Raw genomic sequence first — 26,982 nt, 5'->3', positions numbered from 1 at the left:
ATCCACAGCATCGTCACCCGACGACGCGAGATCTACTACTGGTCCGCCGTTCTCGCCACCTTCGCCCTCGGCACGGCCGCCGGAGATCTCACCGCCTTCACCCTGCACCTCGGCTATCTCGCATCGATCGGCTTCTTCGGCGTCGCGATCCTCATTCCCGCAGTCGCCTTCCGGGTCCGCATCATGAATGCGGTCGGAGCGTTCTGGTTCGCGTACGTGCTCACCCGGCCCCTCGGCGCGTCGATCGCCGACTACCTCGGCAAGGAACCCGACAAGCACGGCCTCGGCTACGGCGACGGAACCGTCACCGTGGTCGCCACAGTGGTGATCCTGATCCTCGTCGGCTACATCGCCTGGACCCGAGGCGACGCCCAGCGGCAGCCGGAGGACGGGGAACCGATGCCGCCGTCGCACCAGGGACGGGCATCCGTGCCCACCCAGTACGGCGCTCCCTACCRCGACCCGGTGGGCCGGCCGGCGGCGGARCCGACSGACCGGTGACCGGCCGCCGGGYCCCTCGCCGCGACGGCCCGGCCGGCCCTGACCGCGGGAAGGACAAGGAGGCGCACCGTGGCCAAGCTCCTGGTGGTCGAGGACGACGTGACCATCGGTGCCGCCCTCGAGACGGTTCTCCGCTCACATCGCCACGACGTGACGCGGGCGGCAACCCGCTTCGAAGCGGTGCAAGCCACCCGGCAGGCCGCGTTCGATCTCGTCCTGCTTGATCTGCGGCTGCCGGACAGGGACGGCATCGAGGTCTGCCGGGACATCCGAGCCCGCCTCCCCGGCTCCGTGATCGTGATCCTCACGGCGCGGGACGAGGAGATCGACGTGGTCGTCGGATTGGAGGCGGGCGCCGGCGACTATCTGGCAAAACCGTTTCGCTCCGCCGAGCTCGCGGCACGGATCCGAGCGCACCTGCGCCGCGACGCGACCGCCCCGGGCTCCGGGCGCCGGCTGTCCGTCGGCGTCCTGCGGGTCGACGGGCCCGCCCGGCGCGTGTGGCTCGCGGACGTCGAGATCGAGCTGCGGGCGAGGGAGTTCGACCTGCTGGCACGCCTGGCCTCGGATCCCGGCCGCCTGGTGACACGCGACGTCCTGATGCGGGACCGTGTGGGACGAGCACTGGTTCGGGTCGACGAAGACGCTGGACGTACACGTGTCGGCGCTGCGCGCCAAGCTCGCCTCCGCGGGCCGGCGGGCGGCGTCGCCCGCGCCGGAGATCGTGACGGTGCGCGGCCACGGGTACCGGCTCGAACCCGGATAGAACGCCGCTCAGGACTCGGCGTCCTCCGCCGCTATGAAAAGCGTGAAGGTGGGCGGCACGCGGTGGGTAACGGTAAGACGGGCACCCTCGGCGAGCGCGAGGCTGCGGGCGAGCGCGAGACCTATGCCCGTCCCGCTGGCCCGCGTGGAGCGCCGGCCGAACAGATCGGCGAGCTCATGCCCTGGGCCTCGATCGGGAAAGCCTGGGTCTTGCGGCTCTCGAGGCCGCGGCCACCGGCCTACCGGTGATCTCCGGTGCCGCAGGCGGAGCACCGAATGTCGTCCGTCCGGGTGAGACGGGTCTGGTGGTCGACGACCCGGACGTCGCCGCCGTGGACATGCTTCTCGCCGATCCGGCTCGCCAGCAGCGTTAGGGCGTGGCCGGCCGCGACTGGATGCGTGCGTGCTTGGACCAGGCAGCACCTTGCCGGTCGCCTCGCCACGCTGCTCACACCGCCGTCGTCCGTGCCACCAGTGCCGTCCGTGTCGTCCGTACCGGCGGCCCGGCGCGGAGTCGCCGGCAGCGTGCGCTTGCCCTCGTATGACGCAGATGTGGCCGGACCACCGATCAGGTCGCCGTCGGTCACGCGGCAGAGGAGACCCTCAGCGCTGTCCCGCGGCCCACGCGGAATCTGACCGCCGCAGTCTGCGCGTGGTCACAATCACACGGCGGCCCGCCGGGTCAGACCTACCTGGGTCCGGTCATAGCGGGCACTCCTACAACGCCACTGATGTTGAGGGACGGCCGGTGGTGAAGCTCGCCCGCGTACGCTGATGGGCAACTTCCACGACTTTCACCGTGATCGGATCGGCCTGTCGGCTAACACGGACATGAGAACAGAGGCGTATTCCATCAACATCGGTTCGGGAACAGCGGCAAACGGTGGCACGGAATCAGCGATATTTCCGGGCCGCCCAATCGCCTTCTGTCGGGCGCTTACCCGCGGTGCTGGCTGGATCCGTGTGCGTACGAAACCGACGTTGGGCTGGGTCGCACTGATCGCGAGTTGCTATCTGCTCAGCGAGACAGGTGAGTATCTGCGGATCCCGGCCGCGCAACTCGTCGTGTCCATGTTCGTCGGGGGCGCGCTCGCGCTCAGCGGCGTCGCGCGGCGGCGGATGCCGGCCAGGGTCGGTCGCGCCTCACAGGCGATCGTGGGTGTGCTGATGGGCTCCTACCTGGCCCCGTCGGCCCTCGGCGCGATCACCGGACGAGCGCTCCCCCTCGTCGGTGTGACTGTGGCATCCATTGCAATCTGCGTCGCGGTGGCCGCCGTGCTCACCCRCCGCACGCGGACGAACGGCGTGGACACCACCCTCGGGCTCATGCCGGGCGGCTCGGCCGCGATCGTCGCCTACGCGAAGGACATCGGCGCGGACTCTCGATTCGTCGCGTTCGCGCAGTACCTGCGGGTCGGCGTGGTCGCCCTGTCAGCGCCCTTGATCATAGCTGGCCTGGGCGGGAACCCGGGATCCTCCCATCCCGGACGGTTCCCCTCGTTCAGCCATCTTGTCGCCTCCTCCCACCAGGCGACGGGCCTAGCGATGCTGACCTCGACAGGCCTGCTCGGAGTCTGGCTGGCAAGGCGACTCAGGCTTCCCGCTCCGGCGCTCCTGGGACCGATGTTTCTAACCGCCGCCATTCTGTGGACGAACCTTACGGGAGGATTCGCGCCAGCCGGCTCGCTCCGGGACATCGCCTTCGTCCTGGTCGGGCTCGAGGTCGGGCTACGTTTCGATCTCGCCTCCGTCCGCCACCTGAGGAGCATGCTTCTCTACCTGCTCGCAGCGAGCGTGATGGTGTGCCTGGCCTGCGCCGGACTGGCCTGGGCACTGGYGGTGCTGGTCGGCATGCCCTTCCTCGACTCATACCTGGCCACCACCCCGGGTGGGATCAACGCCGTCCTCGCGACGGCCGCCTCCAGCCACGCGAACCTGCCCGTCATCGCCGCCGTGCAGAGCATTCGCCTACTCATGGTCATCGGTCTCACCGCCCCCCTCATCAAGGCAGGAAACCGCTGGCGAGCACTTCGGGCCAGACGAACGGCCATGCCGGTTGGGTCTGTCGCATCGAGCGCAACGCGAGGAATGCCCAGGCCCCGGTTCCACTCCTGAAACCGGGGGCGCGGCTTCGCCCTGGGCGGATCGCCGTCCAGGCTGGCCKCCGTGAGGCGCGGGCCGGCGAGCGTCGCGGCGACCACGAGGCTGAGCACCGCGAGTTCTCTGGATCGAGCAGCGGCTCCACGCCGCCCGCGAGCAAGCAGAACCGCTCCGGCACGGCCTGCTGTACGGCTCCAGTCGGTCGACCAGGAGCCCAGGGACCGCAGGCCGTCGACGAGGATCCGCATGACCTCCTCGTAGCTTTCTCCGAAGAACAGGCACAGAGCCATCACGTAGTACACGACGACCCGCGCCGGCAACAGCCTTTTCCGCTGCTCACGCTTTCCCGTATCGGCGAGGACCTCATCGACCAGGTCCCGGTCGACCAGCCGGTGAGCACACCGATACCGATACGGTCGGTCAGCCRTCCGCCCACCGGCGAAAGACCCGAAGAATCCGTCACGTCCGGATTTTACCGAGCAAGAAGCGGGAGCCGGTAAACGAAACCCCGGGCGTCTTTGGCGATATCCACGCCTTCACATGAAGCGTCGAAGATCATCAACTTCGTGATCTTGCTCGCTGCCGCCTTAACTACGCGGCATTGTCATGCGGACCGGGCTTCTTCCCGTCGGCGGATCCGGGCAAGCGATATGTGGAGGTAAGGTTTCTGATCGACTGCACCGCCGAGGGGATCGACGTACGCGGCGGCCGCTCGCGGGCGGTATCCGAATAAGTCAGGCGATGACGCTTCGCGTCGGCGCGCGATTCACCTTCGACGGTGAACTCGTCGAAGGTGGCGCAGCTTCGAGGTCGGCTGCATCGAAATGGCCGAGGTGTTCCTCGATGAGCGTAAGCATGTCGTCGTGGCCGCTTGTTACCCCTAGTGTTCGCTCGATGGCGATGATGCGGGCGAGGCCGTCAATGAGGACACTGGCGGCGCCGGGCGCCATTCCCTCGGCTGTGATTCCGCGTCGGTCCAGCGCACGCGCGATGATCTTTTTCTCGGCTGCGCGGAACCGTTCGGCGTAGGCGGCGATCTCGGTGCGGATCGTTTCGTTGCGGTAGGACAGGACGATGAACTCCATGAAGAGTTTCACGCCGCGCGGGTCGCTGTTGACCTTCCACAGGGACCTCAGTGGCTGCCGTGAGGACAGCGCCCGCGCATGACGGCGCAGGTTCGCCTCGGCGCCCTGACGGAACACGGCGAGGAGCAGTTCGTCCATGCTCGCGAAGTAGTAGTGCACCAGGCCCGGGTTGACGCCGACCGCAGCGGCGACCCGACGTGCGGTGACCGCCACGTGTCCCTCGTCGAACATCAGCTGGGTGGCCGCCTCGACCATGGCGGCGCGGGTCTTCGAATCGGGGGTGCCTCGACGCCTGGCTGAGGGGGAGGCGACGCCGTCGGCCGGGGGCGCGTCCGTGTTCCCGTCCGAGACCGTGCCGGCCGCGGGCTTGGCCGTGGGTCTCGCCATCTTCAGAGCATATCGGTCTGCGGCTCGGGCCCCTGTCGCGAAGACAGCGGCCGAGCCTGCGAGGTGTCCCGGCACCGGAGGCTTCGGGCAGGCATCACTGAGCCGGACGACGTCCGCGGGTGGCCTGGGCCGGCCTCCCGGCAGGTCGTCTAGCCCCTGTGCACGCTCGGGGAGGCCGGCGCTGGTCTGGTTGACCCCGCCCGCCACGGTGCGCTAGACATGCGTCCAATGTTATTGGACGTATGTCTAGCATGATCTAGCTGGCAGATGTACATCTGTCGCCGAGGGTGAGGATCACGCGATGCTCGATGTGGAATCGGTGGACTTCTTCACCGAACCAGCTCTGGTACACGATCCGTACCCCTACTTCGACGAGCTGCGGGGCCGCTGCCCGGTGYACCCGGTCGCGCATCCGGGCGTGGTCTCGGTGACCGGGTACGCGGAAGCCGTCGAGGTCTACCGTGACGAGGCGGCGTTCTCGTCGTGCAACGCCGCGAGCGGCCCGTTCCCGGGCCTGCCGGTCCAGGCCAGCGGCGATGACATCGGCGCGCTGATCGAGCAGTACCGCGACCAACTTCCGATGAGCGACTTCCTGGTCAACCTCGACGGCGAGACCCACACCGCGCAGCGGGCGTTGCTGCGCAAGCTGCTGACCCCCAAACGGCTGAAGGACAACGAGCAGCGGATCTGGGAGCTGGCCGACCGTCAGATCGACGCCTTCGTCGACGCCGGCACGTTCGAGGTCAACCGGCAGTACGGCAATGTGTTCTCCCTGCTCGTCGTCGCGGACCTGCTGGGGGTCCCGGACGCGGACAGGGAGGAGTTCCGCAAGCAGCTCGGCGCGGAGGTGCCACTGCCGAACGTCGGTGAGACCGCCCAGGTGTCGACGAACCCGCTGGCGTTCCTGTTCGAGCGGTTCTTTGCCTACATCCAGGACCGGCGCCGCGCGCCCMGGAAGGACGTGCTCACCGAGCTTGCGCTCGCGACTTATCCGGACGGGTCGACCCCCGAACTGGACGTGGTGGTACGGCTCGCCACCTTCTTGTTCGCGGCGGGCGGGGACACCACCGCCCGTCTGATCGCCTCGGCGATGCGCATCCTCGCGGAGAACTCCGAGTACCAGGATCTGCTGCGTGGCGACCGGCGGCGGATCGCCGACTTCGTCGAGGAGACGCTGCGCACGGAGAGCCCGACGAAGAGCGACTTCCGGCTCGCCCGCACGACCACGGCGGTGGGCGGGGTGACGATCCCAGCTGGCACCACGGTCGTCGTGCATCCGGGCGCGGCGAACCGGGATCCCCGCCAGTTCGAGGACCCGRCGCGGTTCCGGCTCGGCCGGGCGAATGTGCGCGAGCACATCGCGTTCGGCCGAGGCGCGCATTCCTGCCCCGGCGGGCCGCTGGCGCGGGCCGAGGCGGCGATCAGCATCGAGCGTTTCCTGGACCGGATGTCCGACATCCGGATCTCCGAGGCCGCGCACGGCGCGGCGGACACCCGCCGCTTCGAGTACGAGTCGACGTTCCTGTTGCGGGGCCTCACGGAGCTGCACCTGACGTTCACTCCACGCGGCTGACCCCGATGGTGGGCATGTGCGCTGGTGGCGTTCTTCTCGTGGAAAACGTGGACAGATGGCGGTAGGCCGGGTCGCCGTGGTGACGGGCGGCGCGTCGGGTATCGGCCGGGGCGTCAGCGAGCGACTCGCCGCGCGCGGCGACCGGGTGGCTGTGCTCGACGTGCAGGACGACGCCGCGCGGCAGCTCGCGAAGGAGCTGCAGACGGCCGGTGGGCAGGCGGTGGGACTGGCTGCCGACGTCCGGGACCGCGTGGCGGTCGACGCCGCGCTGGACCGCGTCCGCGAGGCGTTCGGGCCTGTCGAGATCGCCGTGACGAGCGCGGGGATCAACGCGGCGGGCGCCTTCACCGCCATCACCCCGGACGCCTGGGATCGCGTCCTCGCGGTCAACCTCACCGGTACATTCCACTGCCTGCAGGCGGTGGTGGCGGACATGATCGTGGCCGGGTGGGGACGCATCGTGACGATCTCGTCGAGCGCCCAGCACGGCGCGGCGAACCGCGCCCACTACATCGCCTCGAAAGGTGGGATCATCGCGCTGACCAAGACGCTGGCGATGGAGCTCGCCCCTTCAGGGATCACGGTGAACAGCATCCCGCCGTCGATCATCGACACGCCGATGGCGCGGGACGGCGCGGGAATGGGAACGGTGCCGACGCTCGACGCGATCGCCGCGGCCACGCCGGTGCGCCGGCCCGGAGTCCCCGCTGACGTCGCGGCGGCGGTGGAGTTCCTCTGCTCCGACGACGCGGGTTTCATCACCGGCCAGCAGATCGGTGTGAACGGCGGCTGGTACCTGTGACCGATATCGCTGTCCCAGCGGCCCCGCTGGCGGCCTGGTCGCAGCCGCGAACCGTGATCGTGACCGGCGGCGCCTCCGGGATCGGCCTGGCCATCGCCCGGCGGCTGGCGGCCGAGGGCGCCGCCATCGCCGTGCTCGACCGCGACGAGGTCACGGCCACGGCAGCGGCGGACAGCATTACCGCAGCCGGCGGGCAGGCGATCGGCCTGGCCGCCGACGTGACCGACCGGCCAGCCATCGACGACGCGGTCGCGCAGGTCCGCGACCAACTGGGCCCGCCCACGATCCTGGTCACCAGCGCCGGGCTCGACGGGTTCGACCGGTTCCTGACCATCACCCCGGCCGGATGGGAGAGGATCCTCGCCGTCAACCTCACCGGCACCTTCCACTGCTGCCAAGCAGCCGTTCCCGACATGATCGAGCAGCGGTGGGGGCGGATCGTCACGATCTCCTCCTCCAGCGCGCAGACCGGCAACCCGCTGATGACCCACTACTCGGCGGCGAAGGCTGGGGTCGTCGGATTCACCAAAGCCCTCGCGCTCGAACTCGGGCCGCAGGGCATCACCGTCAACACGGTTCCGCCCGGCTTCGTCGACACCCCGATGCTGCGCAGGTCCGAGGCACGCGGATTCCTCGGCACGGGCGTCGGCCAGCACGAGGCGACCACACCCGTGCGCCGTGTCGGCCAGCCCGAGGACATCGCCGCGGCCTGCGCGTTTCTTGTCCGCGACGACGCCAGCTACATCACCGGCCAGGTCATCGCGATGAACGGCGGAAGGACCACCTGACATGGCACGCATCGAACCGCTCCCCATCAAGCAGTGGCCCGCGCCGATGCGCCAAGCCATGGCCGCCATGGACCCGCCCGAGCCACGCCACCCCCGCCCCGTCCGTCAGGACCGGCCGATGTCGAGGAACACCCTCGGCACACTCGCGCACCAMCCCGCGCTGACCCGCGCGTTCTTCACCTTCAACGGCCACATCATCAGGGCGACGACCCTCTCCGAGCGGCATCGCGAACTGCTCGTCCTGCGCGTCGCGACGCTGCGCCAGTCCGCCTACGAATGGGCACAGCACATCTACATGGCCCGCGACGCCGGACTCACCGACGAGGACATCAGCCGGATCGCCTACGGCCCCGACGCACCATTCTGGATCCCGCTCGAAGCGGCGCTTCTGCGCGCCGTCGACGAGCTGATCGGCGACGGCACGATCAGCGAGCCGACCTGGAAGGTGCTCGCCGGCGAACTCGACGCCCAGCAGCTCCTCGACGTGATCTTCACAGTGGGCGCCTACGAGACGATCGCCTGGATGATGCGCTCGTTCGAGCTGGACCTCGACCCCGAACTGTCCGACTTGCGGTCGAAACCCTACGTCGCGCCCGCCCCGCTCGAAACCCCCGCGCAAGCCGCGACCGAAAGGCAGGACCCGTGAACACCACCCCGGCCGCCCCCGAAGTCGGCATCAAGATCACCGGAGTGACCGGGCACCAGTTCACTGACCCGCGGGTCGCCACCGACTGCCAGGCCGCCCTCGACAGCCACGGCGTCGTCGTCTACCGAGACGCGCGCATCGACGACGCCGACCTCGTCGCCTTCAGCGGACTGCTCGGCGACGTCGTCGTCGCCCCCATGGGCGGCCTGAAAAATCACCCCGCCATCTCACCGATCAGCCTCGACCCGGCGCGCAGCGAGCTGGCGGCCTACCGCCAGAGCACGTTCTTCTGGCACATCGACGGCGTCAACGACGACGTCCCGCAGAAAGCGAGCTTGCTCGCCGCGCGCCAAGTCCCAGACGAGGGCGGCGGCACTGAGTTCGCCAACACCTACGCCGCCTACGACGCCCTCCCCGACGAGGACAAGCAGTACCTCGCCACCCTGCGTGTGGTGCACAGCTTCGCCGCGATCCAACTGCTGTCCCACCCGCATCCGTCCGACAAGGAACGCGCCGCCTGGGACAGAGTCCCCTCCCGCGAGCACCCACTGATCTGGACCCGGCGCAGCGGACGCAAGTCGCTACTCATCGGCRCCACCACTGACCACGTGGTCGGCCTGCCACCTGACGAGAGCCGCGCGTTGCTCGACCGCCTCCTCGTATGGTCCACCCAGCCCCGGTTCGTACTCCGCCACCAGTGGCACCCAGGCGACCTGGTCGTCTGGGACAACACCGGCATGCTCCACCGGGCCCTGCCCTACGAACCGACCTCGCCCCGGCTGCTACACCGCACCACCCTCGCTGGCGTCGAAACCATCGTCTGAACCGGGCGCCGACGGCTCGCCTCCCTCTGGTATGCCAGCACAGTCACCGGTGACCCCCTCGTCGCCATGGCCCTGGCCGGCCGCGCGACGACCACCATCGAACTGGGCACCGCCGTCCTGCAGACCTACCCCTGCCACCCGCTCCTGCAGGCCAACCGGGCCGCGTCCGTCGCCGCCGCCATAGGCCGCCCCGGTTTCACCCTCGGCATCGGCCCCTCGCACGAACCCCTCGTCCGGGACGTCTACGGCCTCTCCTACGACCACCCCGGACGCAACACCGAGGAAGGCGGTTTCCACGACCACCCGGAGGCACAGACGCCGATCATGTCGGGGAAGGGCTCGTKGGGAACTCCCCGTCAAGGTCGGGGCGCGTATGAGCCAGCGGTCCCGAGGCTGGCCCGGCCCGTCCAGAATGCGGATGATCCGCACGGCCGGCTCGACCAGAGTCTGCCGCGCCCACCGGCAGCCGCCGCGCCCGCGGCCGCTCAGACGTTTTTGATCAGTCCACCATCGATCAGATACTCCGCGCCGGTGATGTTGATGGGCGAGGCCAGGAAGGTCACCAGCCGGGCCACCTCCGCGGGGGTGGTGATCCGGCCGGTCGAGGAACCCATCGTGTCCATCAGCTGCTGGGCGAACGCCTGGTGCTCCAGCCCCTGAGCCTGCGCCAGCCGGGCGATGAACCCGTCGGGTGACGTCCAGACACCGGTGCTGATCGGACCCGGCGAGACCGTGACCGACCGCACGCCCTGGGGGCCRTACTGCTCCGCGATCACCTTGCCCAACGCGTTGAGAGCCGCCTTGGAGACGTTGTAGTCGAATGGTCCGGCGCTCACCAGCCGAGCACCGGCGGAGGAGATGTTGACGACGGTGCCACGGCGGTCGACGAGGCTCGGGAGCGCGGCCCTGGTGGTGCGCAGCGCGGTGTAGAAGACCAGGTTGAAGGTGTCCTCCCAGGCCGCGTCCGGCAGCGTCGCGAGCGTTGACGTCGCCTTGCCGACGGACTCGGCCGGATCCCCGATTCCGACGTTGTTGACCAGCAGGTCGATCCCGCCGAGCTCTGCGACCGCCCGCCGTACGAGTTCCGCTGGGCCCTGCGGCACAGCCAGGTCGACGAGCACGGGAACGGCTGCCGTGGCCAGCAGTTCGGGCGTCGCCGAACGAGAGCCGCTGACTACCCGCATACCCTCCGCGAGCAGCGCCTGCACGGTGGCGAGGCCGACGCCCTTGCTGCCCCCGGTGACGACGGCGCACTTGCCTTTCAGTTTCAGGTCCACGAGTGCTCCTTGATGTTGGTGGCAATGACGCCGAATACCGCGGTGACGAGCGAGACCGCGATGCCCGCGTGAAAACCGTGCAATAGTTCGGCTGGCGAGCTGCCATGGGTGGCGGCGTTGTCGACGGCGGTGACGATCGCGAGGACAAGCGCCCCGCCAAGCTGGAGGACGTGTTAACCAAACCGCCCGCGACGCCCTGCTCGGCGGGGGCGATGCCGTTGGTGGCGGCCATGTTCAGGGGACCGAAGGCGAGCGCGAATCCGAGTCCGCCCCGCAGGACGGTGGGAAGAATGCCCGGCAGATAGGCGGTGTCCTCGTCGATGCGCAGAAACAGGGCGTACGCGACGGCCGAGGACACGAGACCGGTGGTGATCAGCGGTGATGTGCCGAAACGTTGGACCAGTCCGCCGATCCGTCTGGCCAGCGCTACGACCACCAGGCCGCTCGGAAATACCGCGGCGCCCGTCTCGATGGCTGACCAGCCGCGAAGCTGTTGCAGGTAGAGCGTGGCGATGAAAATAAATCCGACCCAGGCGCCGAACAACGACACCGCGCCCAGGTTTCGCCCGGACGAGGGTGGCCGAGCGGAAGATCCCCAGTCGTACCAGCGGTTGCGCGGCCAGCCGCTCCCGTGCGACGAATGCCGCGAACCCGGCGGCCGCTGTCGCGCCTGCCGTCGCCGCGAGTACCGGATGCCCCTGCGTGGCCTCGACGATGGCGAAGACGACCAGCAGCATGGCGGCGGTCAGCGCGACGGCGCCCGCGGTGTCGAAGCGGTCGCGGCCGTCCGAGGCGAATCGTGCGGCACGTGCCGCACCGCCGCGGCCAGCGTTCCCGCCGCGATTGCCACCGGCAGGAAGAACGTCCAGCGCCAGTCGATCTGGGTAAGCGCTCCGCCGATCACCAGCCCGAGCGAGAAGCCGCTCGCTCCCGTCGCCGTGTAGATGGCCAGGGCCCGGTTACGGGCGGGCCCCCCTCGAACGTCGTCGTAATGATCGAGAGTCCGGCGGGGGCAGTGAAGGCCGCGCTCACGCCCTTGACGAAGCGGCTCGCGATGAGGGTTACCGCTCCCGTGGCCAGGTCGCCGAGGCCGGAGGCGAGGACGAACACCGCGAGGGAGACGAGGAAGACGCGGCGCCGGCCGACGATGTCCGCGGCCCGGCCGCCGAGGAGCAGGAAGCCGCCGTAGCCGAGCACGTAGGCGCTGACGACGTCTTTGCGCGGAAGCGAAGCATCCATGGGCAACAGCCTCCTGAACTGACTGGTTAGTTCACAACGAGGCTAGCACGGAGTTGAACTCACCAGTTAGTCTGGAGTCATGGCAGACGCTTCGGGCCCGTCACTAGGCGATCGGATCGTCGCGGCCGCCGACGAGCTGTTCTACGCCGACGGCTATGGCGTGACGATCGACGCGGTGGCCCAGCACGCGGGGGTCGCCAAGCCGACGATCTACGCCCACTTCGGTTCCAAGGAGACGCTGATCGAGGCGACCCTCGTCCGTGGGGTCGAGAAGTTCTTCGCCGATCTCGCCCTCGCGGTGGCGCGCCTCGACGGCGACCCGGTCGCGCAGCTCATGGCGCCGTTCGACCTGCTGGCCGTCGGCCTGCCGGACCCTGACTACCACGGCTGTATCTGCATCAACGCCGCCGCCGCGTTCCCCCGTGTGGATCATCCCGCGCACGCGGTCCTGCGGGCACTGGACGACCGAATGATCGCCGAGTTCGAGCGGCTGGCGAGGGCGGCGGGAGCGCGCGACGCGTCCGTGCTCGCCCGTCGCCTGCTCGTGCTGTTCGACGGAGTCAAGGCGCGCGGCCTGAGCGACAGCTCCGGCCAGCCAGCCAGCGACGCGAGGGCCGCGGCCCGCATTCTCCTCGACAGCGCGCGTTGAGCCGGCGCCGCGACCGGCTCCGACGGGGTCTCGCACCTGGCGTGAGCTGCCCTTATCCGCGCTCGACAGCCCAGGTCGGCGGTGGCGGCCGGCCATCCGGCACGGCCCGACGCGCCCGTGCCGGATGGCCTCATCAGACGCTCGTGGGACGCGCAGCCCGCGGGTGTACGGGCGTCAGGCGTGGGCGGGTAGGGCTCGGGCGTACCACTCCCAGGTGTCGATCGTCGGCATAGAACCGCAACGTCCGTACCGAGAGCCCGGTGCTTGCCGCGAGCTGGCCGATCATCATGGAGTCGATGCTCGGGTCTCCACCGACTGGAGAGTCAAACGCGTCCGCTGAGGGCGCCTTGGCGCGTACTCAGCCTCGACGCGTCGACGCGTCGACGATCGACTTTCGGGCCGCTCGCGAGGATTCCCGCGGCTCGCGTACCCGTGGTTCTATAGGGCCATGTCGTCCGGGCCGTCCGCGCCTGGGTCTTCCGGGTCCGGATCTGCCGCGTTCGAGCGGCTCGTGGTCGAGCGGGCTCGCGCGGCGGAACGGCTGACGGCGCTCCGGCTCGAGTTCGCCCGGTTGCTCGAGTACTCCGCCGACGTTGGCGCCGACGACGAGCACGACATCGAGGGGGCGTCGATGCCGTTCGAGCGTGAGCAGCTGAGGGCGACGCTGCGCCAGGCCGCGGGGAAGGCGGAGGAGATCGACGCGGCGTTCGCCCGCTTGGCCGCCGGCACCTACGGGACGTGCACCCTATGCGGACAGCCGATGGGGGCGGGACGCCTGGAGGCCCGGCCCGCGGCGCGGACCTGCGCCCGGTGCGCATAGCACCCACCCCATCGACCCCTCTGATCTCCGTGCTCGTCGGCGAGCATCGGGAGGAACGGTTCGCGGCGGCGGAGCACAGCCGGACTCGCCGATGGCTCCTGCGACCTCGCCTTCGTCTGGCTGCCCGGAGGGTGCCGCCGGTACGTCAGGGGACGCCCCGCGGCGCCGCGGCACCGCGGCCCCGCCGCCCGTCCGAAGCGTCCATCCGGGATGGGTGAAACGTTTCGGGCCCACCGGTCGAGACGTTGGTGTCAGGGCGAGCTTCGTTGTGCTCGAGGGTCGTCGTCGACGACCGGGGTGGTGTATCTGCTGGCGCGGGCCGTTCGGCGCCAGGGGCGCGCGAGGTTTTCATGTTCGCGGTCGATATCGACGGTCGCGGTGACCGAGGTGGTGTCCGGTCCGCACCGGGTCGCCCAGTGACCGTCAGGCCCAGCGATTCCGGACGGCGCGGCGACGGCGACGGCGACGGTGGCATAGCTGATCCAGTAGCTGTTGGTGCTGGCGTGCGCCTGTGTCTGCAGGCCGAAGACGGCGTCATTGTCCATGGTGGAGAGCAGCACGCAGTGCACGTCGGCGCGCTCGTACTCGGCGAACAGCTCCGGGTACTGGCTTTCCATGCCGAGCGCGCACCCGAACCGCACCTCGTCGACGTCGAAGGTGATCGGACTGGTGCCGGGTGTGTACAAATAGGTGACCTTGGTGTGGGACAACATCCGTTCGTCGTAGCGGGTGACGATACGGCCGTGGTCGTCGATCACGTAAAGGCTGTTGTGTGGACGATGCGGCTCGGTGAGTCGATGCACGGCTCCGACGACTGTCCACAGCCGCAATGCCGCGGCGTGTTTCCTGATCGCCTCAAGCTGGTCGCGCTGGGCCGCCCAGTCGAAGCGGCTCCAGTCAGCGTCCGTCATGATGGTCGGATCGCTGGACAGGATCCGCTTGTTCGGCGAGCAGAGCGCTCCCTCGCAGAAATGAATGAGGCGAGCGCCCTGATCGCGGGCCTCGGTCATCAGACGACGCACGTCGTGGCCCACCCGTTGAAACGCGGCGGCATCACGCGGATCCGTCGGCGCGTCGAGCTGGGCGACCGAGATTCGGAAGGGACTGGTGTTCGGCACGGTGGTTCCTTCGGAGGGCTGACGGAAGTGCCGAAGCGCGGCAGGCCCGGACACGGCCACGCAGCGCCGAATCCGGCAGCCCGTCGGTCTACTCACGGAGCCCACCGGCGTCCTCTACTTCCCGCGGACCGGCACGCACGAGACTGATGCTACGACCTCGTCGGCCTCCTCCCTTCGCCGCTGGCATATCCACCGATCGGATGATCAGGTGCTCCATGCCTACGACATGTGCTGGGACCAGCCCAACCCGGCGGAATCGGACGGCACAGACCCGGCGCCCATAACCGGCCGGAGAGCAAGGAAGGAAGGCGGGAAGGAAGGCAGGCGGCCGCGGGGTCAGCAGGTGCTGTGGAACAGTCCACCGACCGGCTCTGCCTCGGCGAGCCGGTTGTAGATTTCGACCGCCTCGGTGGTCCCGGCGACGTGGACCACGACCCCGTGCTGCTCCAGCAGCGCAAGAGTCGCCTGGTCTGTCAGAAGGCGAAGTTCCATGCCTCGCGACAGTACGACCGTCGTCGCGCCATGGGCCAGGAGTTCCTCGACGTCGGCCGGTTGGATACCTGGTTCGTGGCGGGTGCCGGTCTCCGACCAGTCCCAGTCCCGCCCGCCGCCCGGGTAGAGCTTGAAATCCTTACCCGGCGCCAGCCCCTTGACCCGCATCTCACCCCACGAGACATGCAGAATTCGAGGTGAGTGGCTCACCGCCTCGGCCACGGCCGGCCTCCCCTTGGTTGCCCGACATGCCAGCCAAGGATCATCCAGTGAAACTTTTGATCCCGCAAGAGCCAGGGTTGCGCCCGCACAGCTCACGGTGCCGCCCCCATGGCATCCGCCACCTGTCCATTATCCGGGCGCCAACGGCGGAGACCGCCCACCGCGTGCTCACGCCCACGTCGGCACGGTACGTCACGGATTCTGCCGCGCCGAGGTAGTGATCACCCAACTGGTCTTCAGAGACCGTTGACGGTGCTGGTGGAGCGGGCGGTCACGATCCGGCCGGGTGGGCGCGGGAAGGTCGCGACGGTGGCCTGAGCCCGTGCCGCCTCGGCTTCGGCTGGAGGTCCTAACGGAGCGCTACCGGGGTGTTCTCGACAGGCCGAAGTTCGTCGCTGCCGTCGAGCGGCGGGTCGGGTTCGGCTGTTGGTGCTGAGGCGCTGGGATCACGCCAGGCGCCCGGGTCGTGGCGCGCGAGGATCAGCAACGCCGTCCGGTGAAGGACGTCTCGCTGGTCGGGGGTGAGCGCGGTGAGGACTCCGGGCTCAGTGTTGTCGAGCGTCCGCTCGACGTGCCGGAGCGCCTTCTTGCCGTTGCGGGTGATGGTCAGGATTTGGCGGCGGCGGTCACGTCGATCGCGCTCGCGGATCACGAGTCCTTGGTCTTGGAGGCCGTCGATGAACGCGACGATGTCGCCTGAGTCGATGTCGAGTCGGGCGGCGATGTCTTTCTGGAAGGCGGGGCCGTACTCGTCCAGGCAGCAGAGGATCGCGTGCTGGTGTTGGCTGAGGCCAGCGGCGGTGAGCTGCTCGGCGCATTGCTGGCGTGCGAGCGCGGCGAGCTTGGTCAGCACGAAGCTCGGTCGGTTCCGCAGCGCGGCGGGCAGCAGTCTGTCGTCGCTCACCRGCTGATCGTACCATCACGACTGGTGTCACCATTGACTGGTGATCCCAGCGATTGGTATAACCAGCCAGTGATCCGGATTCGTGGTGAGCGGCGCTTGCTGTTGGGGGTCGTGCTGGCGGCGACGTTCATGTACGCCTTCGATACGAACGTCGTGAACGTCGCGCTGCCGTCGTTGCAGCGGCATCTGCACGCGGGGCCGGGCGCGCTGGAGCTGGTGGTCGGCGGCTACGCGTTCGCGTACGCCGCGGGGCTGGTCACGGGAGGACGGCTCGGCGACCTGTGCGGCTACCGGCGCCTGTTCCTGGCCGGGATGGCCGCGTTCACGCTCGCGTCGGGGCTGTGCGGCCTGGCGGCCACGCCGGGCGAGCTGGTCGGCGCCCGGATCGTGCAGGGGTTGGCGGCGGCGGTGATGGTGCCGCAGGTACTGGCGCTGATCACCGTCACATTCGACCCACGGCAGCGGCCGGGTGCGCTCGCGTGGTTCGGGGTGCTCGGCGCGATCGGCAGCGTCGCCGGTCAGGTCCTGGGCGGCGTCATCATCGACGCCGACATCGCCGGGCTGGGCTGGCGGGCGGTGTTCCTGGTCAACCTGCCGGTCGGGATCATCGTCCTCATCATCGCCCGGATGGTGCTGCCACACCGGTACGGGAACTCGCGCGTGACGCTGGACCCGGTGGGAGTGCTCGGCATTTCTGGGGCGCTGGCCCTGGCGCTGATTCCTCTGACGCTCGGGCACGGCCAGGGCTGGCCGCTGTGGACGTGGGTCTCGCTCGGCGCGTCGCTGCCCGTCATGCTCGCTGCTCTCGGCTACGAGCGGCGGCTGGCACGGCGCGGTCGCGCGCCGCTGGTCGATCTGTCGCTGTTTGCCTCGCGTGGGTTCAGCGCCGGTCTGGGGATCGCGACCGCGTTCATGGCGTTCTTCGCCAGCAGCCTGTTCGTGTTGAGCCTGCTGCTTCAGATCGGGTTGGGGCTCAGCGCGCTGCACGCCGGCCTGAGCTTCGGGCCGTTCTGCCTGGCCGCGGTCGCCACGGCGCTGGTCGGCCGCAAACTGATCGCGCGACTCGGCGCCCGCACGGTGATCCGGATCGGGTGCGCGATCAGCGCGAGCGGAACGATCGTCTTGGCGGGCGCGCTCGCCGCCGCCGGAGGGCAGGTCGCGACGGGCTGGGTGATCGGCGGGCTCGGGGTCATCGGCGCGGGCAACAGCATGATCCTGACCGCCTACCTCGGCGCCACCCTCGCGACCGTCCGCCCCGACCAGGCCGGCGCGGTGTCCGGGACGCTGAACACGATCCAGCAGTTCGCCGCAGCGACCGGCCTGGCCGTGATCGGCGCGGTGTTCTACGCCGTCCTCGGCCACCATCCCACGCCCGGCCGGTATGCCAGCGGAGCGGAGACCGTCGCCTGGATCGGACTCGGGCTGATCGGCGTGATCGCCGTCCTGACCACGCTCCTGCCCACCCAACCCGAGCTGACTCCGGCCGTCCGGTCAACGCCGACAGCGGCAGACGAGCCGGCAGCCGAACCGGCCAGCAGCTAACGCCGATCAACCCCTTGAGGGACCCACATGACGAACCCTGGCACCCCACCCGAACGGTCCTGGACCACCAGCTATCTCGCCGCGCTCGCCGGCCCCGGCCACGCGCTCACGTTCCTGCCCAAGCCACTCAGCTTCCGCGACCAGACTGTTCGCCAGGCCGTCCGGTTACGCCGCGGCGGCAACCGGATACGGCTGGTGCTCAGCAACCAGTACGGGACCGAGCCGCTGGTCATCGACCAGATCGCGCTTACCAACCCCGCCACCGGCGACAGCGCCCCTGCGCTTCACGCCGGCCGTGGCCGCTGGGAGATACCGGCCGGGCGGACAACGGCCAGTGACCCGGCGGACCTGCCGGTCAGCGCCGGCGACGAGCTGACCGTGGACTGCTTCCTGGCCGACCGCACCGCGCCCGGTAGCTACCTGCACTCGGCCCAGCGCACCGGACATGCCGCCTCCGGCAACCAGACCGGCCGGCTCCCACTCACCGACGCCGAACCGTTCACGTCGCTGTACTGGATCGCCCGAGTCCAGGTCGATCAGGCGGCCAGCGGGCCAGTGATCATCGCGTTCGGTGACTCGATCGCCCGCGGCGATGGCACCAGCATCGACCACGACCATCGCTACCCCGATCACCTCCAACAACGTCTCCTGACCGCCGGCCTCGATGGCGCGGTCGTGCTCAACGCCGGCTACGGCGGCAACCGCCTCCTACGACCCGTCGCCGGACCGTCGATGACCGACCGCTACGCCCGCGACGTGCTCACCATCCCCGAAACCAGCCACGTCATCATCCTGGCAGGCACCAACGACATCGGCCTCCCGCACGTCCTCAACGAGCAGCCACCGGCCACACAGGAGATCATCGACGGCTTGCTTGTCCTCGCCCAACGCGCCGAGGACCTCGGTGTCCGGCCGATCCTCGCCACGATCCCTCCGATCCTCGCCAGCCGCTACGAGTTCTTCCTCGCCGACGGCAACGAGGACATGCGGCGCAGGGTCAACGACGCGCTCACCGACCAAGGCCAATGGCCGGTGGTCGATTTCGCGACAGCACTGGCCGACCCCGCCGACCCCGCCCGGCTCAACCCTGCCTACGACTCCGGGGATGGCATCCACCCCTCCGACACCGGTGCCCAAGCCCTCGCCGCAGCGATCGACCTAACCCTCTTGAACCCATAGACGGACAAGCCACCATGCACGCTCGACACCAGCTTCACGGACCGACCAGATCAACGAAACCCACGCCGCAAACATCCGGGCGCGAAGCCCCCGAACCCGCCGGAGCGCACGGCGTCGTCAGAGGCCACGTCGTCGCAGCAGTGGGCATTGCCGCGGATCGTCTGGCCGAGCCGTGGACGCTCGATCCGTGGGCCGATGAGGTTCATTTGCCCCGCTCCCAGCTCGTCAGGGCGTCCGACGCCACCGTGGGAACGAGCCCCCTAGCTACGGCCGACCTTCGGCGCTGGTCATGCGGCGTCTCGGCCACAATAAAAACGATATCTGCCGCGTAAACTCAGGGTGGATGTGGTGATCGATCAAGGGGTGAGCTGTGACGTATGTGATTGCCGAGCCGTGCATCGACGTGCTGGACCGGGCGTGTGTCGAGGAGTGCCCGGTCGACTGCATCTACGAGGGTGGGCGCGCGCTCTACATCCACCCCGACGAGTGCGTCGACTGCGGGGCGTGCGAGCCGGTCTGCCCGGTCGAGGCGATCGCCTACGAGGACGACGTCCCCGAGGCGCTGGCTCCGTTCACCGCTGACAACGCCCGGTTCTTCGCCGAGCCGCTACCCGGCCGGGACACCGCGCTCGGCTCGCCGGGCGGGGCGGGCAAGGTCGGCCCGGTGGGCAGTGACACTCCGCTAGTTGCCGGTTACCCGCCTCGGGCATGAGCCGCGGCCGGGACCCGGCCGCGCGCGGCGCCGGGCCGGGCGGGGAAGACGAAGGCGGCGCCACGGTCAGGCTTGTTCCAGTGGCCGATCGGACTCGCCACCACGGCGCGCTGGCCGCGGCCAGCCGCCTGGACCTGCTCCGCCTGTTACGCGCAGCCCCGGGCCCGCTCGACGCCCGACAGCTCGCCCAGGAAAGYGGCCTGGCCGTGTCGACGGTCCGCTTCCACCTGGAACGGCTGGCCGCCGCCGGCCTGGTCGTCCGCGCGTCGCAGCCACGTTCCACACCTGGGCGCCCGCGGGTCACCTACACGCCCACCAGCCCTGGCGAGGATCGCGGTGGCTACCAGCAGCTCGCCGCCGCGCTCGCCGCGAACCTGGCGGACAGCGCCACCGAGAAGGCCGCACGCGCGGAACAGGCCGGCCGGGCCTGGGCCAGGGCGCGCTTCGCCACCCGGTCATCCGACGTGGACACGGCCGGTCCCAGCCCCGCCGGAACACCGGTGCACGACACCAGAGCGCTCGGCGACGCCATGCGAGAAGTCATGGCGCTTTTCACCGAGATGGGTTTCGATCCCGAACTCGCCGCCGAACCGGGCGGCCAGTGCGTCATCCTCCACGCCTGTCCCTTCCTCGACGTCGCCCGGGCTCATCCCGAGGTGGTCTGCACCCTTCACCTCGGGCTCCTGCGCGGAGCGCTGGAACACCTCGCGGCCCCGGCCCTTGAGAGCCGGCTCGTACCCTTCGCCGAGCCCGGCCTGTGCATGGCGTACCTGACAGCTCCGGCCGGACCGGCCCGCGGAACCGCCCGTGTGTGACACCACCCAGGTCTCGCCGAGCGAGGATGACGACCAGTCACCCGAAGGCGGCGACCCGGCCTGCTGGCTGGCCCGGGTCTGCCCCGAGTGCGGCCTGTTCGCGGAGCACGACCCGCCGACGGTCTGCGTGCGCTGCGGCACCCCTGTGCCCTCCGGCTGAGCCAGGACAGTGCCCGCTCGATCACTTGACCAGGAGGCCGGCCCTGATCGTGGCCGCGTCGCCCGCGTCGCCCGCGTCGCCCGCGCCGTGCGGGTCGTGCGGGTCGTGCGGGTCGTGCGGGTCGTGCGGGTCGCGGGCGTCAGTCTGAACGCCCTTACGGCGGTGCGGCCGTGTGAGCTGAGCGTCTGGCTGACCTCCGGACGGGGTCCGCGAGCCTTCGCGGGCCCCGTTCTTCGTCGTGCGGGCGGTCCACGGACGTCCCTGGCGTGAAAATCCTCCGCGGCACTGGCCGGACGGCATCCGTCCGACCGCCGGCAGGCCTCCCGGGCGAGCAGCTTCACCGCGAGGTCGTCGCACTCCTCCACCAGGAGGTCCAGCCTGGCGTTGGCGCCCACCGCGCCGGTGCCGGCCGCGCCGGTCCCGGTCACGTCCGTCCCGGCGGCGTCCGTCCCGGCGGCGTCCGTCCCGGCGGCGTCCGTCCCGGCGGCGTCGCTTCCGGCGGCGTCGCTTCCGGCGGCGTCGGTCCCGGTCCCACTGGTCCCGGTCTGGCCGGTTCCGATCACGAAGGACTCGACGGTGTCCGCCCGCACGCCCTCCGGGAAGAGCTCGACCTCGAGCCAGGGATCGATCTCCGCCAGCTCCCGGGCGGCCAGCAGCGCCTTCGCGACGCCGATGTCGTGCACGCCCCCGCGGTCACGGCGGCGGCTCGCCTGGTCGCCGCGGCCACCGTCTCCAGAAGGTTCTCGATCATCGACCGCCCTCTCGATGGACTTCTCGCCTCTGGGCTGGGCCGTCGACCGGGTCGAAGGCGCGATCGGACGAGGCGGCGCTGTCCGGCATGAGCATTCGGTACCTGGCCGCCCGAGCGCAATGGGCGATGCCGAGTCAGACCGACGTAACCCGACTGTTGCCGCGTTGGCCAACGCTGGTCCATGTGCGGGAAGCATCAGAGCCCCAGCCCGCTCCGCGATGGACGGACGTGGACGGACGTGGATCGGGCAGGAGCCTGGTTCAAGAGGGGCCTGGTCGGAGATGGCGCACGAGTGTGAAAATCTGTGACGCAACTCGAGTGCATAGGTCGAAACTGCTGTTAGTTCGCGTTTCGCGTCGCCAACTGCCCCGAGGTGTCTCACGGTCGGGGGGTGTGGTGATGGATCCGTGGTGGGCGCAGGTCCCGCCTGGGCGCGTCACCCGTGTCCTCGGTGCGGCGGCGGACGCGCTGGATCGTTCGCTGGATCCGCTGCCCGACAGCGCGCCGGCGACGATCCGCTTTCGKCCGCCCGCCGACCTGCCGGTCGTGACCGCCGATGATGTGATGGTCCTGCTGACCGAGTTGGACCTGATCGCGCGTGAACTGTTCCCCAGCTGGCTGCCCGGAGCGGACAGCCTCGGCCTGGCGACGACGCGAAAGCTGGATCTCGACGTCGCGGTTGTTCCTGAGATCTCCGCGCGAGCCGCGACGGTCGGCCGGTCGCCAGGCGCGCGGGCGGACGCGGCCCGGGCGCTCGCCGCCACGGTCGCGGCGACGGCCGGCGGCTTCGGCCCTTTCCTCGCCGACCTGGCTGGGCGCGCCGTTCTGGGCGAGGCGCCCGGCGGTGGCGCGCGCCGCCGGTTTCCCGACGAGGTACGAGCCGCCGGGCTGGCCCGTGTCATCGCGGCGTCCTACCAGCGAGACTCCGCCGCGATCCTGGTTCTCCCGCCGACCGGGCCCGGCGAGTTGGGAACGCGGGCCGTCGGGGCCCTGGTCGCGGCCCTGGAGTGGCTCGCCCACCACGGCCGGTTCGCGGTGTGGCTTGCCTGGCCCAGCGAGGTTTCCACGACCGCCACCAGGAGTCCGGGGCCCAGCGGCCACCCGTCTCTCGATCGTCTTGGCACGATCCACGCGTGCCTCACCCAGGCCGAAGGCGCGACGGGTTCGGCCACAGCCGACCGGTCGAACGCGAAGCAGCGAGCGCTGAGCTACCCACCAGTGACCGGCCAGCCGCATCCGGCGAGCGCTGCTGAGGCCCGTGTGGAGAGAGCACTGGCTGGCAGGTCGTGGGCGGATGGACGGGCCTGGAACCAGACACACCGGTCCGGGCCTCTCGCACCCACGATCCGTCTCGATCTGCTCTGGCGCGCCGAGCGCTGCGTCGTGGAGATCGACGGCCCTGAGCATCACTCCCCCGCTCACTACGCGGCCGACCGCCGCCGGGACGTCGACCTGGCGTTGGACGGCTACGTGGTGCTGCGGTTCACCAACGACGAGGTCCTCGACGACGTCGCCATGGTGCTGAGCAAGATAGAACGCCTGCTCCACCAGCGGCGGCAGGAAAAACGACGGCAGCGGCAGGAAACCCGGGAAGGGACGTAGCGAGATGTCCGGTGGGAAACTGACAGGTAGCCAGCTTGGTGCGCTGCTGACGCTGATGACGGTGGACCGGGAGATCTMCAACCCGGAGCTCAAAGAGCTTTACCGGATCACCATCGACGGCGAGAACCGGCGCGTGCTCAACGACCTCAAGCTGGTGGAGAGCCGCAAGGCCGGCCGCGCGTTCGCGCACACGCTCACGGAGAATGGCTGGGCGCGCTGCGTCGAGGAGCTCGCGGCCCCCTTGCCGGAGTCCCGGGCGTTCGTCATCCCGACCGGTACGGTCTACGCGTTGCTCGGCGGACTGTCCCGGTTCCTCGGCCGTGCTGGGCTAAGCCTCGCGGACGTCTTCCGCGCCGGTCCGCCAACGGTGGCCCCCACGCCGGCCGCCCCCCAGACATCGACGACCGCCGAGGACGCCGTCCCCGAAGCCGGGCTCGCGGAGAGGATCCGAGCGGGTTACCACCAGCTCGCGCCGCGGCCGGGCGCGTGGGTCCGACTGTCCGCACTGCGTCCGTTGCTCGGCGACGTGCCCCGCGACGACGTCGACACGGCACTGCGGGAGCTCAACCGCGACCCCGCCTCGGGCGTGACGATCGCGCCCGAAGAGGACCAGAAGACGCTGACCAGCGCGGACCGCCGTGACGCGATCCGAATCGGTGGCCAGGACAAACACCTGCTGACGATCGGGAACTGATGGGCGCCCGGGAACAGGACGCCTTCGCGGCGCTGAAGCTCGACTGGGTTCGCACGCCCGAGGACGTCTGGCGCTCCGCGCCGTACCACGTCAACGGCATCCATCCCTCGACTGCCCGCACCGTGACGGACAGCATCGCCACCGCCGCGGCCGGGACCAACGGTTCGAACCCCATGGGCCTGGTCATCCAGGGTCAGGCCGGCACGGGCAAGACCCATCTACTCAGCTGGGTCCGTGAGCAGGTGCACGCGGCGGACGGCTACTTCTTTCTCGTCGGCCCGCTGGGCGGCGCACCGTTCTGGGAGAGTGTCCTCGCCTCGATCGTCGACGGGTTCACCCGAGAGATCGACGGCCAGGGCACCCAGCTGCGGGTCTTCCTGCGCCGGCTCGCCCTGCTCATCGGCGCCTCGCCCGAGGTGACCGCGGTCGTCACCGGCGACGCGCCCTACGAGCAGACCCGGCTGAAGGATTTCATCGTCGCGTTACGCGGCTTCGACCGCGCCGTCGGCCGCGACTGCCAGGACACGCTGCGCGCGCTGGTGCTGTTCGGCGCCAACGACTATGACGCCGAGGACGTCGGCCGCGGGTACCTGCTGTCGATGGAGGAGCAGTTTCTGCACGAGCGGTCGGAGCGTGGCATGCGCGCCGCGCCGACGCCGGCGCGGCAGATCGTGCGCGAGGTGTCCCGGCTGCTCGCGTTGACCGGGCCGACGGTCATCGCCGTGGACCAGATCGACACGGTGATCGCCGAGTCCCGCGTGTCCCAGGAAGACGACGAACCGGGCGTGCGGGAGGCCGGACCAGCCGCGCACCAGATCGCGGATGGCCTGCTCGGGCTGCGCGACCAGACCGCCCGCACGCTCTGCGTACTGGCCTGCCTGCCGTCGACCTGGAGCCTGATCGACGAGAAGGTCGTCGCCTCCGTGCGCGACCGGTTCCGCCTCACGACTCCGCTGAGCGGCATCGGGACGGCGATCCTCGCGGAGCAGGTCGTGCGACGCCGGTTCGGCGAACGCTACGCGGCGATCGACTTCACGCCGCCGTACCCGACCTGGCCAGTGCGCCCGGAGGCCCTGGCAGACGCCGGCGACTACACGCCACGCGCACTGCTGCAGCGTATCGACCAGCATGTCCAGCATGGTCTGGCGACCGGCTCGCTCACCGAGCTGGCCAGCTTGGACGACGAGGCGAGGACGTGCCCCGTCGGCAAGCCACCTGTGTCCGATGTGGACGAGCTGGCAGCGCTGGACGCGACCTTCGAGCAGTTGAAGGCCGAGGCAGACCTGGACGGGATCCTCGTGCCGACAGCCGAAGATTCCACCTTTCCGGGTCTGATCGCCGCCGGACTGGCCGCCTGGATCGCCGAGCTTGGCGCCGCCGGCTCGGCGTTCCGCCACGACCCCAGACCCAGCGCCAAGCCGTATGTGCACGCTCGGCTGCGCCGCATCCTTGATGAGGACACGGGCGACGAGACCCACTGGTCCTTCCGGGCGATTCTGGCGACGAACCCCAGAGCGGCGCTGACCAGGCTGCAGGGTGCCGCCACCGCCGCCGGCGTCACAGCCGCGACACCACCCCAGGCACGCCGGCGCCACCTGGTGGTGCTGCGCGGTGACGCGTGGAGCAAAGGCGCCAAGACCCGAGAGGTTGTCGAGGACCTCGAGGCCGCCGGCGGCGCCACTCACCCCATCGAGGACGACGACCTGAGAACGTTCAGCGCGCTGCGACGGATACTCGACGAGCACCCTCCCGCCACGGACCTGTGGCTGCGGTCCCGGCACCCGGCCAGCTCGACCAGGCTGCTCGACGACGCTCTCGGTCACGTCTTTCGTGAGCTCGCGGCCACCGAGCCGACCGTCAGCGGGCAGGCACCACGCGACGACCCCCGATCCCAGGACCCCGCCTCGAACTCCGGTGGCACGGCCGAACCCACACCCGCGGGCACCTCACGCGACCGCGAGGAGCCGCCGCCGCAAGGGAGTCTCCTGCCTGTCGGAGCGTCCCCGGCCAGGGAACCGATCACGATCCCGTTGGAGACGCTGCGCAAACACACCGCGATCTTCGCGGGGTCCGGCTCGGGCAAGACCGTACTGATCCGCCGGCTCGTCGAGGAGTGCGCACTGCGCGGTGTCTCGTCGATCGTGTTGGACCCCAACAACGACCTGGCCCGCCTCGGCGAGGCCTGGCCGACGCCTCCGGACGGATGGGCGGCGGGCGACGCGGCGCTCGCCGCCGAGTACCTCCAGACGACGGAAGTAGTGGTGTGGACACCGCGACGCCCCGCCGGGCGGCCACTGAGCTTCCAGCCGTTGCCGGACTTCGCCAGCCTGCGGGGCGACACCGAGGAGCTCGATCTCGCGATCGACGTAGCCGCCTCGACGCTCGCCGCACGCGCGGGCGTCGCCGGCACCGCCCGGCGCGCCGTCGTCGGCCAGGCGATCCTGCGCCAGGCGCTGCGCCACTTCGCCCGCGGCAACCGGAGCAGCCTGGACTCGTTCATCGGTCTGCTCCGTGACCTGCCGTCAGGGGTCACCGACCTCGACCCCGACGACAAGATCGCCAAGGACATGGCGACTACGCTGCGCGCCGCCACCATCAACGACCCGCTGTTCGGTGGGGATGGCACCGCCGTCAACCCAGGACAGCTACTCACCCCCACGGCTGGCTGCCGTGCCCGGGTGTCCGTGATCAACCTGTCTGGACTGCCCGACGACTCGCAGCGTCAGAGCTTCGTCAGCCAACTACAGATCGCGCTGTTCGCCTGGGCGAAGCGCAACCCCGCGGCGGACCGGCCACTCGGCGGACTGTTCGTCATGGACGAGGCACAGACCTTCGCGCCGTCCACTGGATCAACACCCTGTACCGCGAGCACCCTCATGCTCACCTCCCAGGTCGTAGCTGTTCAGCTCGGTTGAGCGGCTGTCTTCCGGATCTTGTGTGGTGATCGGTCTCCTGGTTGTCGGGCGGCGGGGCAAGATCGGCTAGGTTGCGGGGGTGGAGTCCGCGGGCCGGCCGAGCTATGAGGAGCTTGAGCGTCTGGTCGCGGAGCAGGTGGCTGTCATCGCCGGGCAGGCCGCGCTGATCGAACGGCAGGCGGCGCTGATCGAGGGGCTGACCGCGCGGGCCGAGGAGTTGGCGGCGCGGGTCGCGGAGCTCGAACGCCGGCTCGGGACGGACAGTTCGACGTCGTCGCGTCCGCCGTCGTCGGACAGCCCGTTCACGAAGGCGCCGAAGCGGTCGTCGCGGACGGCGTCGGGCCGGCCCCGTGGCAAGCAGCCGGGCGAGCCGGGGCAGACGCGGAACATGGTCGCGGACCCGGACGAGGTGATCACCCT

Annotated in this window: 28 protein-coding genes and 3 pseudogenes; 21 read left to right on the top strand and 10 right to left on the bottom strand. The window is 70.0% G+C overall.

The genetic code is table 11. The features are described from left to right. The 4 genes from BL253_RS36230 to BL253_RS36210 form a co-directional block, all read left to right on the top strand. The coding region (locus BL253_RS36230) for a COG4705 family protein (RefSeq protein ID WP_476644139.1) at positions 1-501 on the top strand (501 nt) is incomplete at its 5' end. 69 nt (positions 502-570) lie between these two features. After that, positions 571-1,515, top strand: a complete 945-nt coding sequence (locus BL253_RS45700; protein ID WP_476644138.1) for a response regulator transcription factor — start codon at positions 571-573, stop codon at positions 1,513-1,515. Then, positions 1,512-1,640 carry a hypothetical protein gene (locus BL253_RS45225; RefSeq protein ID WP_338013777.1) on the top strand — a complete coding sequence of 43 codons (129 nt, stop codon included), beginning with the start codon at positions 1,512-1,514 and terminating at the stop codon, positions 1,638-1,640. Before BL253_RS45700 ends, BL253_RS45225 begins: the two co-directional genes overlap by 4 nt. Positions 1,641-2,229: 589 nt before the next feature. Next, positions 2,230-3,381 (top strand): AbrB family transcriptional regulator, encoded by a 1,152-nt coding sequence (locus BL253_RS36210; RefSeq protein ID WP_241835460.1) that lies wholly within the window; start codon positions 2,230-2,232, stop codon positions 3,379-3,381. A 62-nt stretch (positions 3,382-3,443) separates the two neighbouring features. On the opposite strand, the pseudogene BL253_RS40780 reads toward BL253_RS36210, so the two are convergent. Beyond that, a pseudogene (locus BL253_RS40780) lies at positions 3,444-3,802 on the bottom strand (transposase domain-containing protein); the annotation flags it as partial. Positions 3,803-4,100: 298 nt separating this feature from the next. Then, positions 4,101-4,706 (bottom strand): TetR family transcriptional regulator, encoded by a 606-nt coding sequence (locus BL253_RS36200; protein WP_241835459.1) that lies wholly within the window; start codon positions 4,704-4,706, stop codon positions 4,101-4,103. Positions 4,707-5,139: 433 nt separating this feature from the next. On the opposite strand from BL253_RS36200, the gene BL253_RS36195 reads away from it, so the two are divergent. The 6 genes and pseudogenes from BL253_RS36195 to BL253_RS36170 form a co-directional block, all read left to right on the top strand. Beyond that, positions 5,140-6,411, top strand: coding sequence for a cytochrome P450 (locus BL253_RS36195; protein WP_076822368.1), 1,272 nt, complete (start codon positions 5,140-5,142; stop codon positions 6,409-6,411). Positions 6,412-6,466: 55 nt separating this feature from the next. Further along, positions 6,467-7,213: an SDR family oxidoreductase gene (locus BL253_RS36190; RefSeq protein ID WP_076822366.1), complete on the top strand. Its 747-nt coding sequence runs from the start codon at positions 6,467-6,469 to the stop codon at positions 7,211-7,213. Then, a complete protein-coding gene (locus BL253_RS36185) occupies positions 7,210-8,001 on the top strand; it encodes an SDR family NAD(P)-dependent oxidoreductase (RefSeq protein WP_241835458.1) in 792 nt (263 codons plus the stop codon). The genes BL253_RS36190 and BL253_RS36185 overlap by 4 nt, the downstream gene beginning before the upstream one ends. Position 8,002: 1 nt before the next feature. Beyond that, positions 8,003-8,647, top strand: a complete 645-nt coding sequence (locus BL253_RS36180; protein ID WP_081439044.1) for a carboxymuconolactone decarboxylase family protein — start codon at positions 8,003-8,005, stop codon at positions 8,645-8,647. Beyond that, positions 8,644-9,471 (top strand): TauD/TfdA dioxygenase family protein, encoded by an 828-nt coding sequence (locus tag BL253_RS36175; RefSeq protein WP_076822365.1) that lies wholly within the window; start codon positions 8,644-8,646, stop codon positions 9,469-9,471. The genes BL253_RS36180 and BL253_RS36175 overlap by 4 nt, the downstream gene beginning before the upstream one ends. A gap of 21 nt (positions 9,472-9,492) precedes the next feature. Next, positions 9,493-9,756: pseudogene (locus BL253_RS36170) on the top strand (LLM class flavin-dependent oxidoreductase); the annotation flags it as partial. A 200-nt stretch (positions 9,757-9,956) separates the two neighbouring features. Here the strand turns inward: BL253_RS36170 and BL253_RS36165 are convergent. The 4 genes and pseudogenes from BL253_RS36165 to BL253_RS36150 all read right to left on the bottom strand — a co-directional run bounded on the left by BL253_RS36165 (position 9,957) and on the right by BL253_RS36150 (position 11,987). Then, positions 9,957-10,748 carry an SDR family oxidoreductase gene (locus BL253_RS36165; RefSeq protein WP_076822363.1) on the bottom strand — a complete coding sequence of 264 codons (792 nt, stop codon included), beginning with the start codon at positions 10,746-10,748 and terminating at the stop codon, positions 9,957-9,959. A gap of 163 nt (positions 10,749-10,911) precedes the next feature. Next, positions 10,912-11,298: pseudogene (locus tag BL253_RS45695) on the bottom strand (MFS transporter); the annotation flags it as partial. 195 nt (positions 11,299-11,493) lie between these two features. Then, the gene (locus BL253_RS45690; protein ID WP_420801756.1) at positions 11,494-11,655 is read right to left on the bottom strand and encodes a hypothetical protein; all 162 of its coding nucleotides are present in this window, start codon (positions 11,653-11,655) and stop codon (positions 11,494-11,496) included. After that, positions 11,649-11,987, bottom strand: a complete 339-nt coding sequence (locus BL253_RS36150; RefSeq protein WP_076822361.1) for an MFS transporter — start codon at positions 11,985-11,987, stop codon at positions 11,649-11,651. Before BL253_RS36150 ends, BL253_RS45690 begins: the two co-directional genes overlap by 7 nt. A gap of 79 nt (positions 11,988-12,066) precedes the next feature. On the opposite strand from BL253_RS36150, the gene BL253_RS36145 reads away from it, so the two are divergent. Next, positions 12,067-12,636, top strand: coding sequence for a TetR/AcrR family transcriptional regulator (locus tag BL253_RS36145; RefSeq protein ID WP_076822359.1), 570 nt, complete (start codon positions 12,067-12,069; stop codon positions 12,634-12,636). A 133-nt stretch (positions 12,637-12,769) separates the two neighbouring features. On the opposite strand, the gene BL253_RS45685 is transcribed toward BL253_RS36145, so the two are convergent. Further along, positions 12,770-12,922, bottom strand: a complete 153-nt coding sequence (locus BL253_RS45685; protein WP_420801755.1) for a MerR family transcriptional regulator — start codon at positions 12,920-12,922, stop codon at positions 12,770-12,772. 225 nt (positions 12,923-13,147) lie between these two features. On the opposite strand from BL253_RS45685, the gene BL253_RS36140 reads away from it, so the two are divergent. Continuing rightward, complete coding sequence (locus BL253_RS36140) at positions 13,148-13,456, top strand: TraR/DksA family transcriptional regulator (protein WP_081439042.1); 309 nt, start codon at positions 13,148-13,150, stop codon at positions 13,454-13,456. Positions 13,457-13,707: 251 nt separating this feature from the next. Here BL253_RS36140 and BL253_RS36135 read toward each other — a convergent pair whose 3' ends face one another. The 3 genes from BL253_RS36135 to BL253_RS36125 all read right to left on the bottom strand — a co-directional run bounded on the left by BL253_RS36135 (position 13,708) and on the right by BL253_RS36125 (position 16,141). Continuing rightward, the gene (locus BL253_RS36135) at positions 13,708-14,574 is read right to left on the bottom strand and encodes a carbon-nitrogen hydrolase family protein (protein WP_241835457.1); all 867 of its coding nucleotides are present in this window, start codon (positions 14,572-14,574) and stop codon (positions 13,708-13,710) included. Between the two features lie 336 nt (positions 14,575-14,910). Then, complete coding sequence (locus tag BL253_RS36130; protein ID WP_076822356.1) at positions 14,911-15,288, bottom strand: Mth938-like domain-containing protein; 378 nt, start codon at positions 15,286-15,288, stop codon at positions 14,911-14,913. A 349-nt stretch (positions 15,289-15,637) separates the two neighbouring features. Beyond that, positions 15,638-16,141, bottom strand: a complete 504-nt coding sequence (locus BL253_RS36125) for a MarR family winged helix-turn-helix transcriptional regulator (RefSeq protein ID WP_241835456.1) — start codon at positions 16,139-16,141, stop codon at positions 15,638-15,640. Between BL253_RS36125 and BL253_RS44465 the strand changes: the two genes are divergently transcribed. From BL253_RS44465 to BL253_RS36080, 9 genes are all read left to right on the top strand, one after another. Continuing rightward, positions 16,067-17,734, top strand: a complete 1,668-nt coding sequence (locus tag BL253_RS44465; RefSeq protein ID WP_131831668.1) for an MFS transporter — start codon at positions 16,067-16,069, stop codon at positions 17,732-17,734. The two genes, BL253_RS36125 and BL253_RS44465, sit on opposite strands and share 75 nt — an antisense overlap. Positions 17,735-17,761: 27 nt before the next feature. After that, positions 17,762-18,913 (top strand): GDSL-type esterase/lipase family protein, encoded by a 1,152-nt coding sequence (locus BL253_RS36115; protein WP_076822350.1) that lies wholly within the window; start codon positions 17,762-17,764, stop codon positions 18,911-18,913. A gap of 370 nt (positions 18,914-19,283) precedes the next feature. Continuing rightward, the gene (gene fdxA / locus BL253_RS36110) at positions 19,284-19,625 is read left to right on the top strand and encodes a ferredoxin (protein WP_076822349.1); all 342 of its coding nucleotides are present in this window, start codon (positions 19,284-19,286) and stop codon (positions 19,623-19,625) included. 80 nt (positions 19,626-19,705) lie between these two features. Continuing rightward, positions 19,706-20,440, top strand: a complete 735-nt coding sequence (locus tag BL253_RS36105) for a helix-turn-helix transcriptional regulator (RefSeq protein WP_076822347.1) — start codon at positions 19,706-19,708, stop codon at positions 20,438-20,440. Beyond that, on the top strand, positions 20,433-20,600 hold the full coding sequence (locus BL253_RS42635; RefSeq protein ID WP_158230493.1) for a hypothetical protein: 168 nt from the start codon (positions 20,433-20,435) through the stop codon (positions 20,598-20,600). The genes BL253_RS36105 and BL253_RS42635 overlap by 8 nt, the downstream gene beginning before the upstream one ends. Before the next feature lie 1,150 nt (positions 20,601-21,750). Next, on the top strand, positions 21,751-22,953 hold the full coding sequence (locus BL253_RS42020) for a DUF559 domain-containing protein (RefSeq protein ID WP_076822374.1): 1,203 nt from the start codon (positions 21,751-21,753) through the stop codon (positions 22,951-22,953). 4 nt (positions 22,954-22,957) lie between these two features. Next, positions 22,958-23,647 carry a hypothetical protein gene (locus BL253_RS36090; protein ID WP_076822343.1) on the top strand — a complete coding sequence of 230 codons (690 nt, stop codon included), beginning with the start codon at positions 22,958-22,960 and terminating at the stop codon, positions 23,645-23,647. Next, entirely contained in the window at positions 23,647-26,562 is a 2,916-nt protein-coding gene (locus BL253_RS36085; RefSeq protein WP_076822341.1) for an ATP-binding protein, read from the top strand. The genes BL253_RS36090 and BL253_RS36085 overlap by 1 nt, the downstream gene beginning before the upstream one ends. A 79-nt stretch (positions 26,563-26,641) precedes the next feature. Continuing rightward, on the top strand, positions 26,642-26,982 hold a 341-nt coding region (locus BL253_RS36080; RefSeq protein WP_241835455.1), incomplete at its 3' end, for a DUF6444 domain-containing protein.

It is taken from the genome of Pseudofrankia asymbiotica, assembly GCF_001983105.1.
GTDB classification, from domain to species: Bacteria; Actinomycetota; Actinomycetes; order Frankiales; family Frankiaceae; genus Pseudofrankia; species Pseudofrankia asymbiotica.
This window is presented reverse-complemented; position numbering and strand designations above follow the sequence as displayed.

What these genes read in the sequence shown, in the direction of transcription:
- BL253_RS36200 (WP_241835459.1), bottom strand. Translation starts at nt 4,706, where the DNA reads ATGGTCGAGGCGGCCACCCAGCTGATGTTCGACGAGGGACACGTGGCG.
- BL253_RS36190 (WP_076822366.1), top strand. Translation starts at nt 6,467, where the DNA reads ATGGCGGTAGGCCGGGTCGCCGTGGTGACGGGCGGCGCGTCGGGTATC.
- BL253_RS36150 (WP_076822361.1), bottom strand. Translation starts at nt 11,987, where the DNA reads ATGGATGCTTCGCTTCCGCGCAAAGACGTCGTCAGCGCCTACGTGCTC.
- BL253_RS36145 (WP_076822359.1), top strand. Translation starts at nt 12,067, where the DNA reads ATGGCAGACGCTTCGGGCCCGTCACTAGGCGATCGGATCGTCGCGGCC.
- BL253_RS45685 (WP_420801755.1), bottom strand. Translation starts at nt 12,922, where the DNA reads ATGATCGGCCAGCTCGCGGCAAGCACCGGGCTCTCGGTACGGACGTTG.
- BL253_RS36115 (WP_076822350.1), top strand. Translation starts at nt 17,762, where the DNA reads ATGACGAACCCTGGCACCCCACCCGAACGGTCCTGGACCACCAGCTAT.
- BL253_RS36085 (WP_076822341.1), top strand. Translation starts at nt 23,647, where the DNA reads ATGGGCGCCCGGGAACAGGACGCCTTCGCGGCGCTGAAGCTCGACTGG.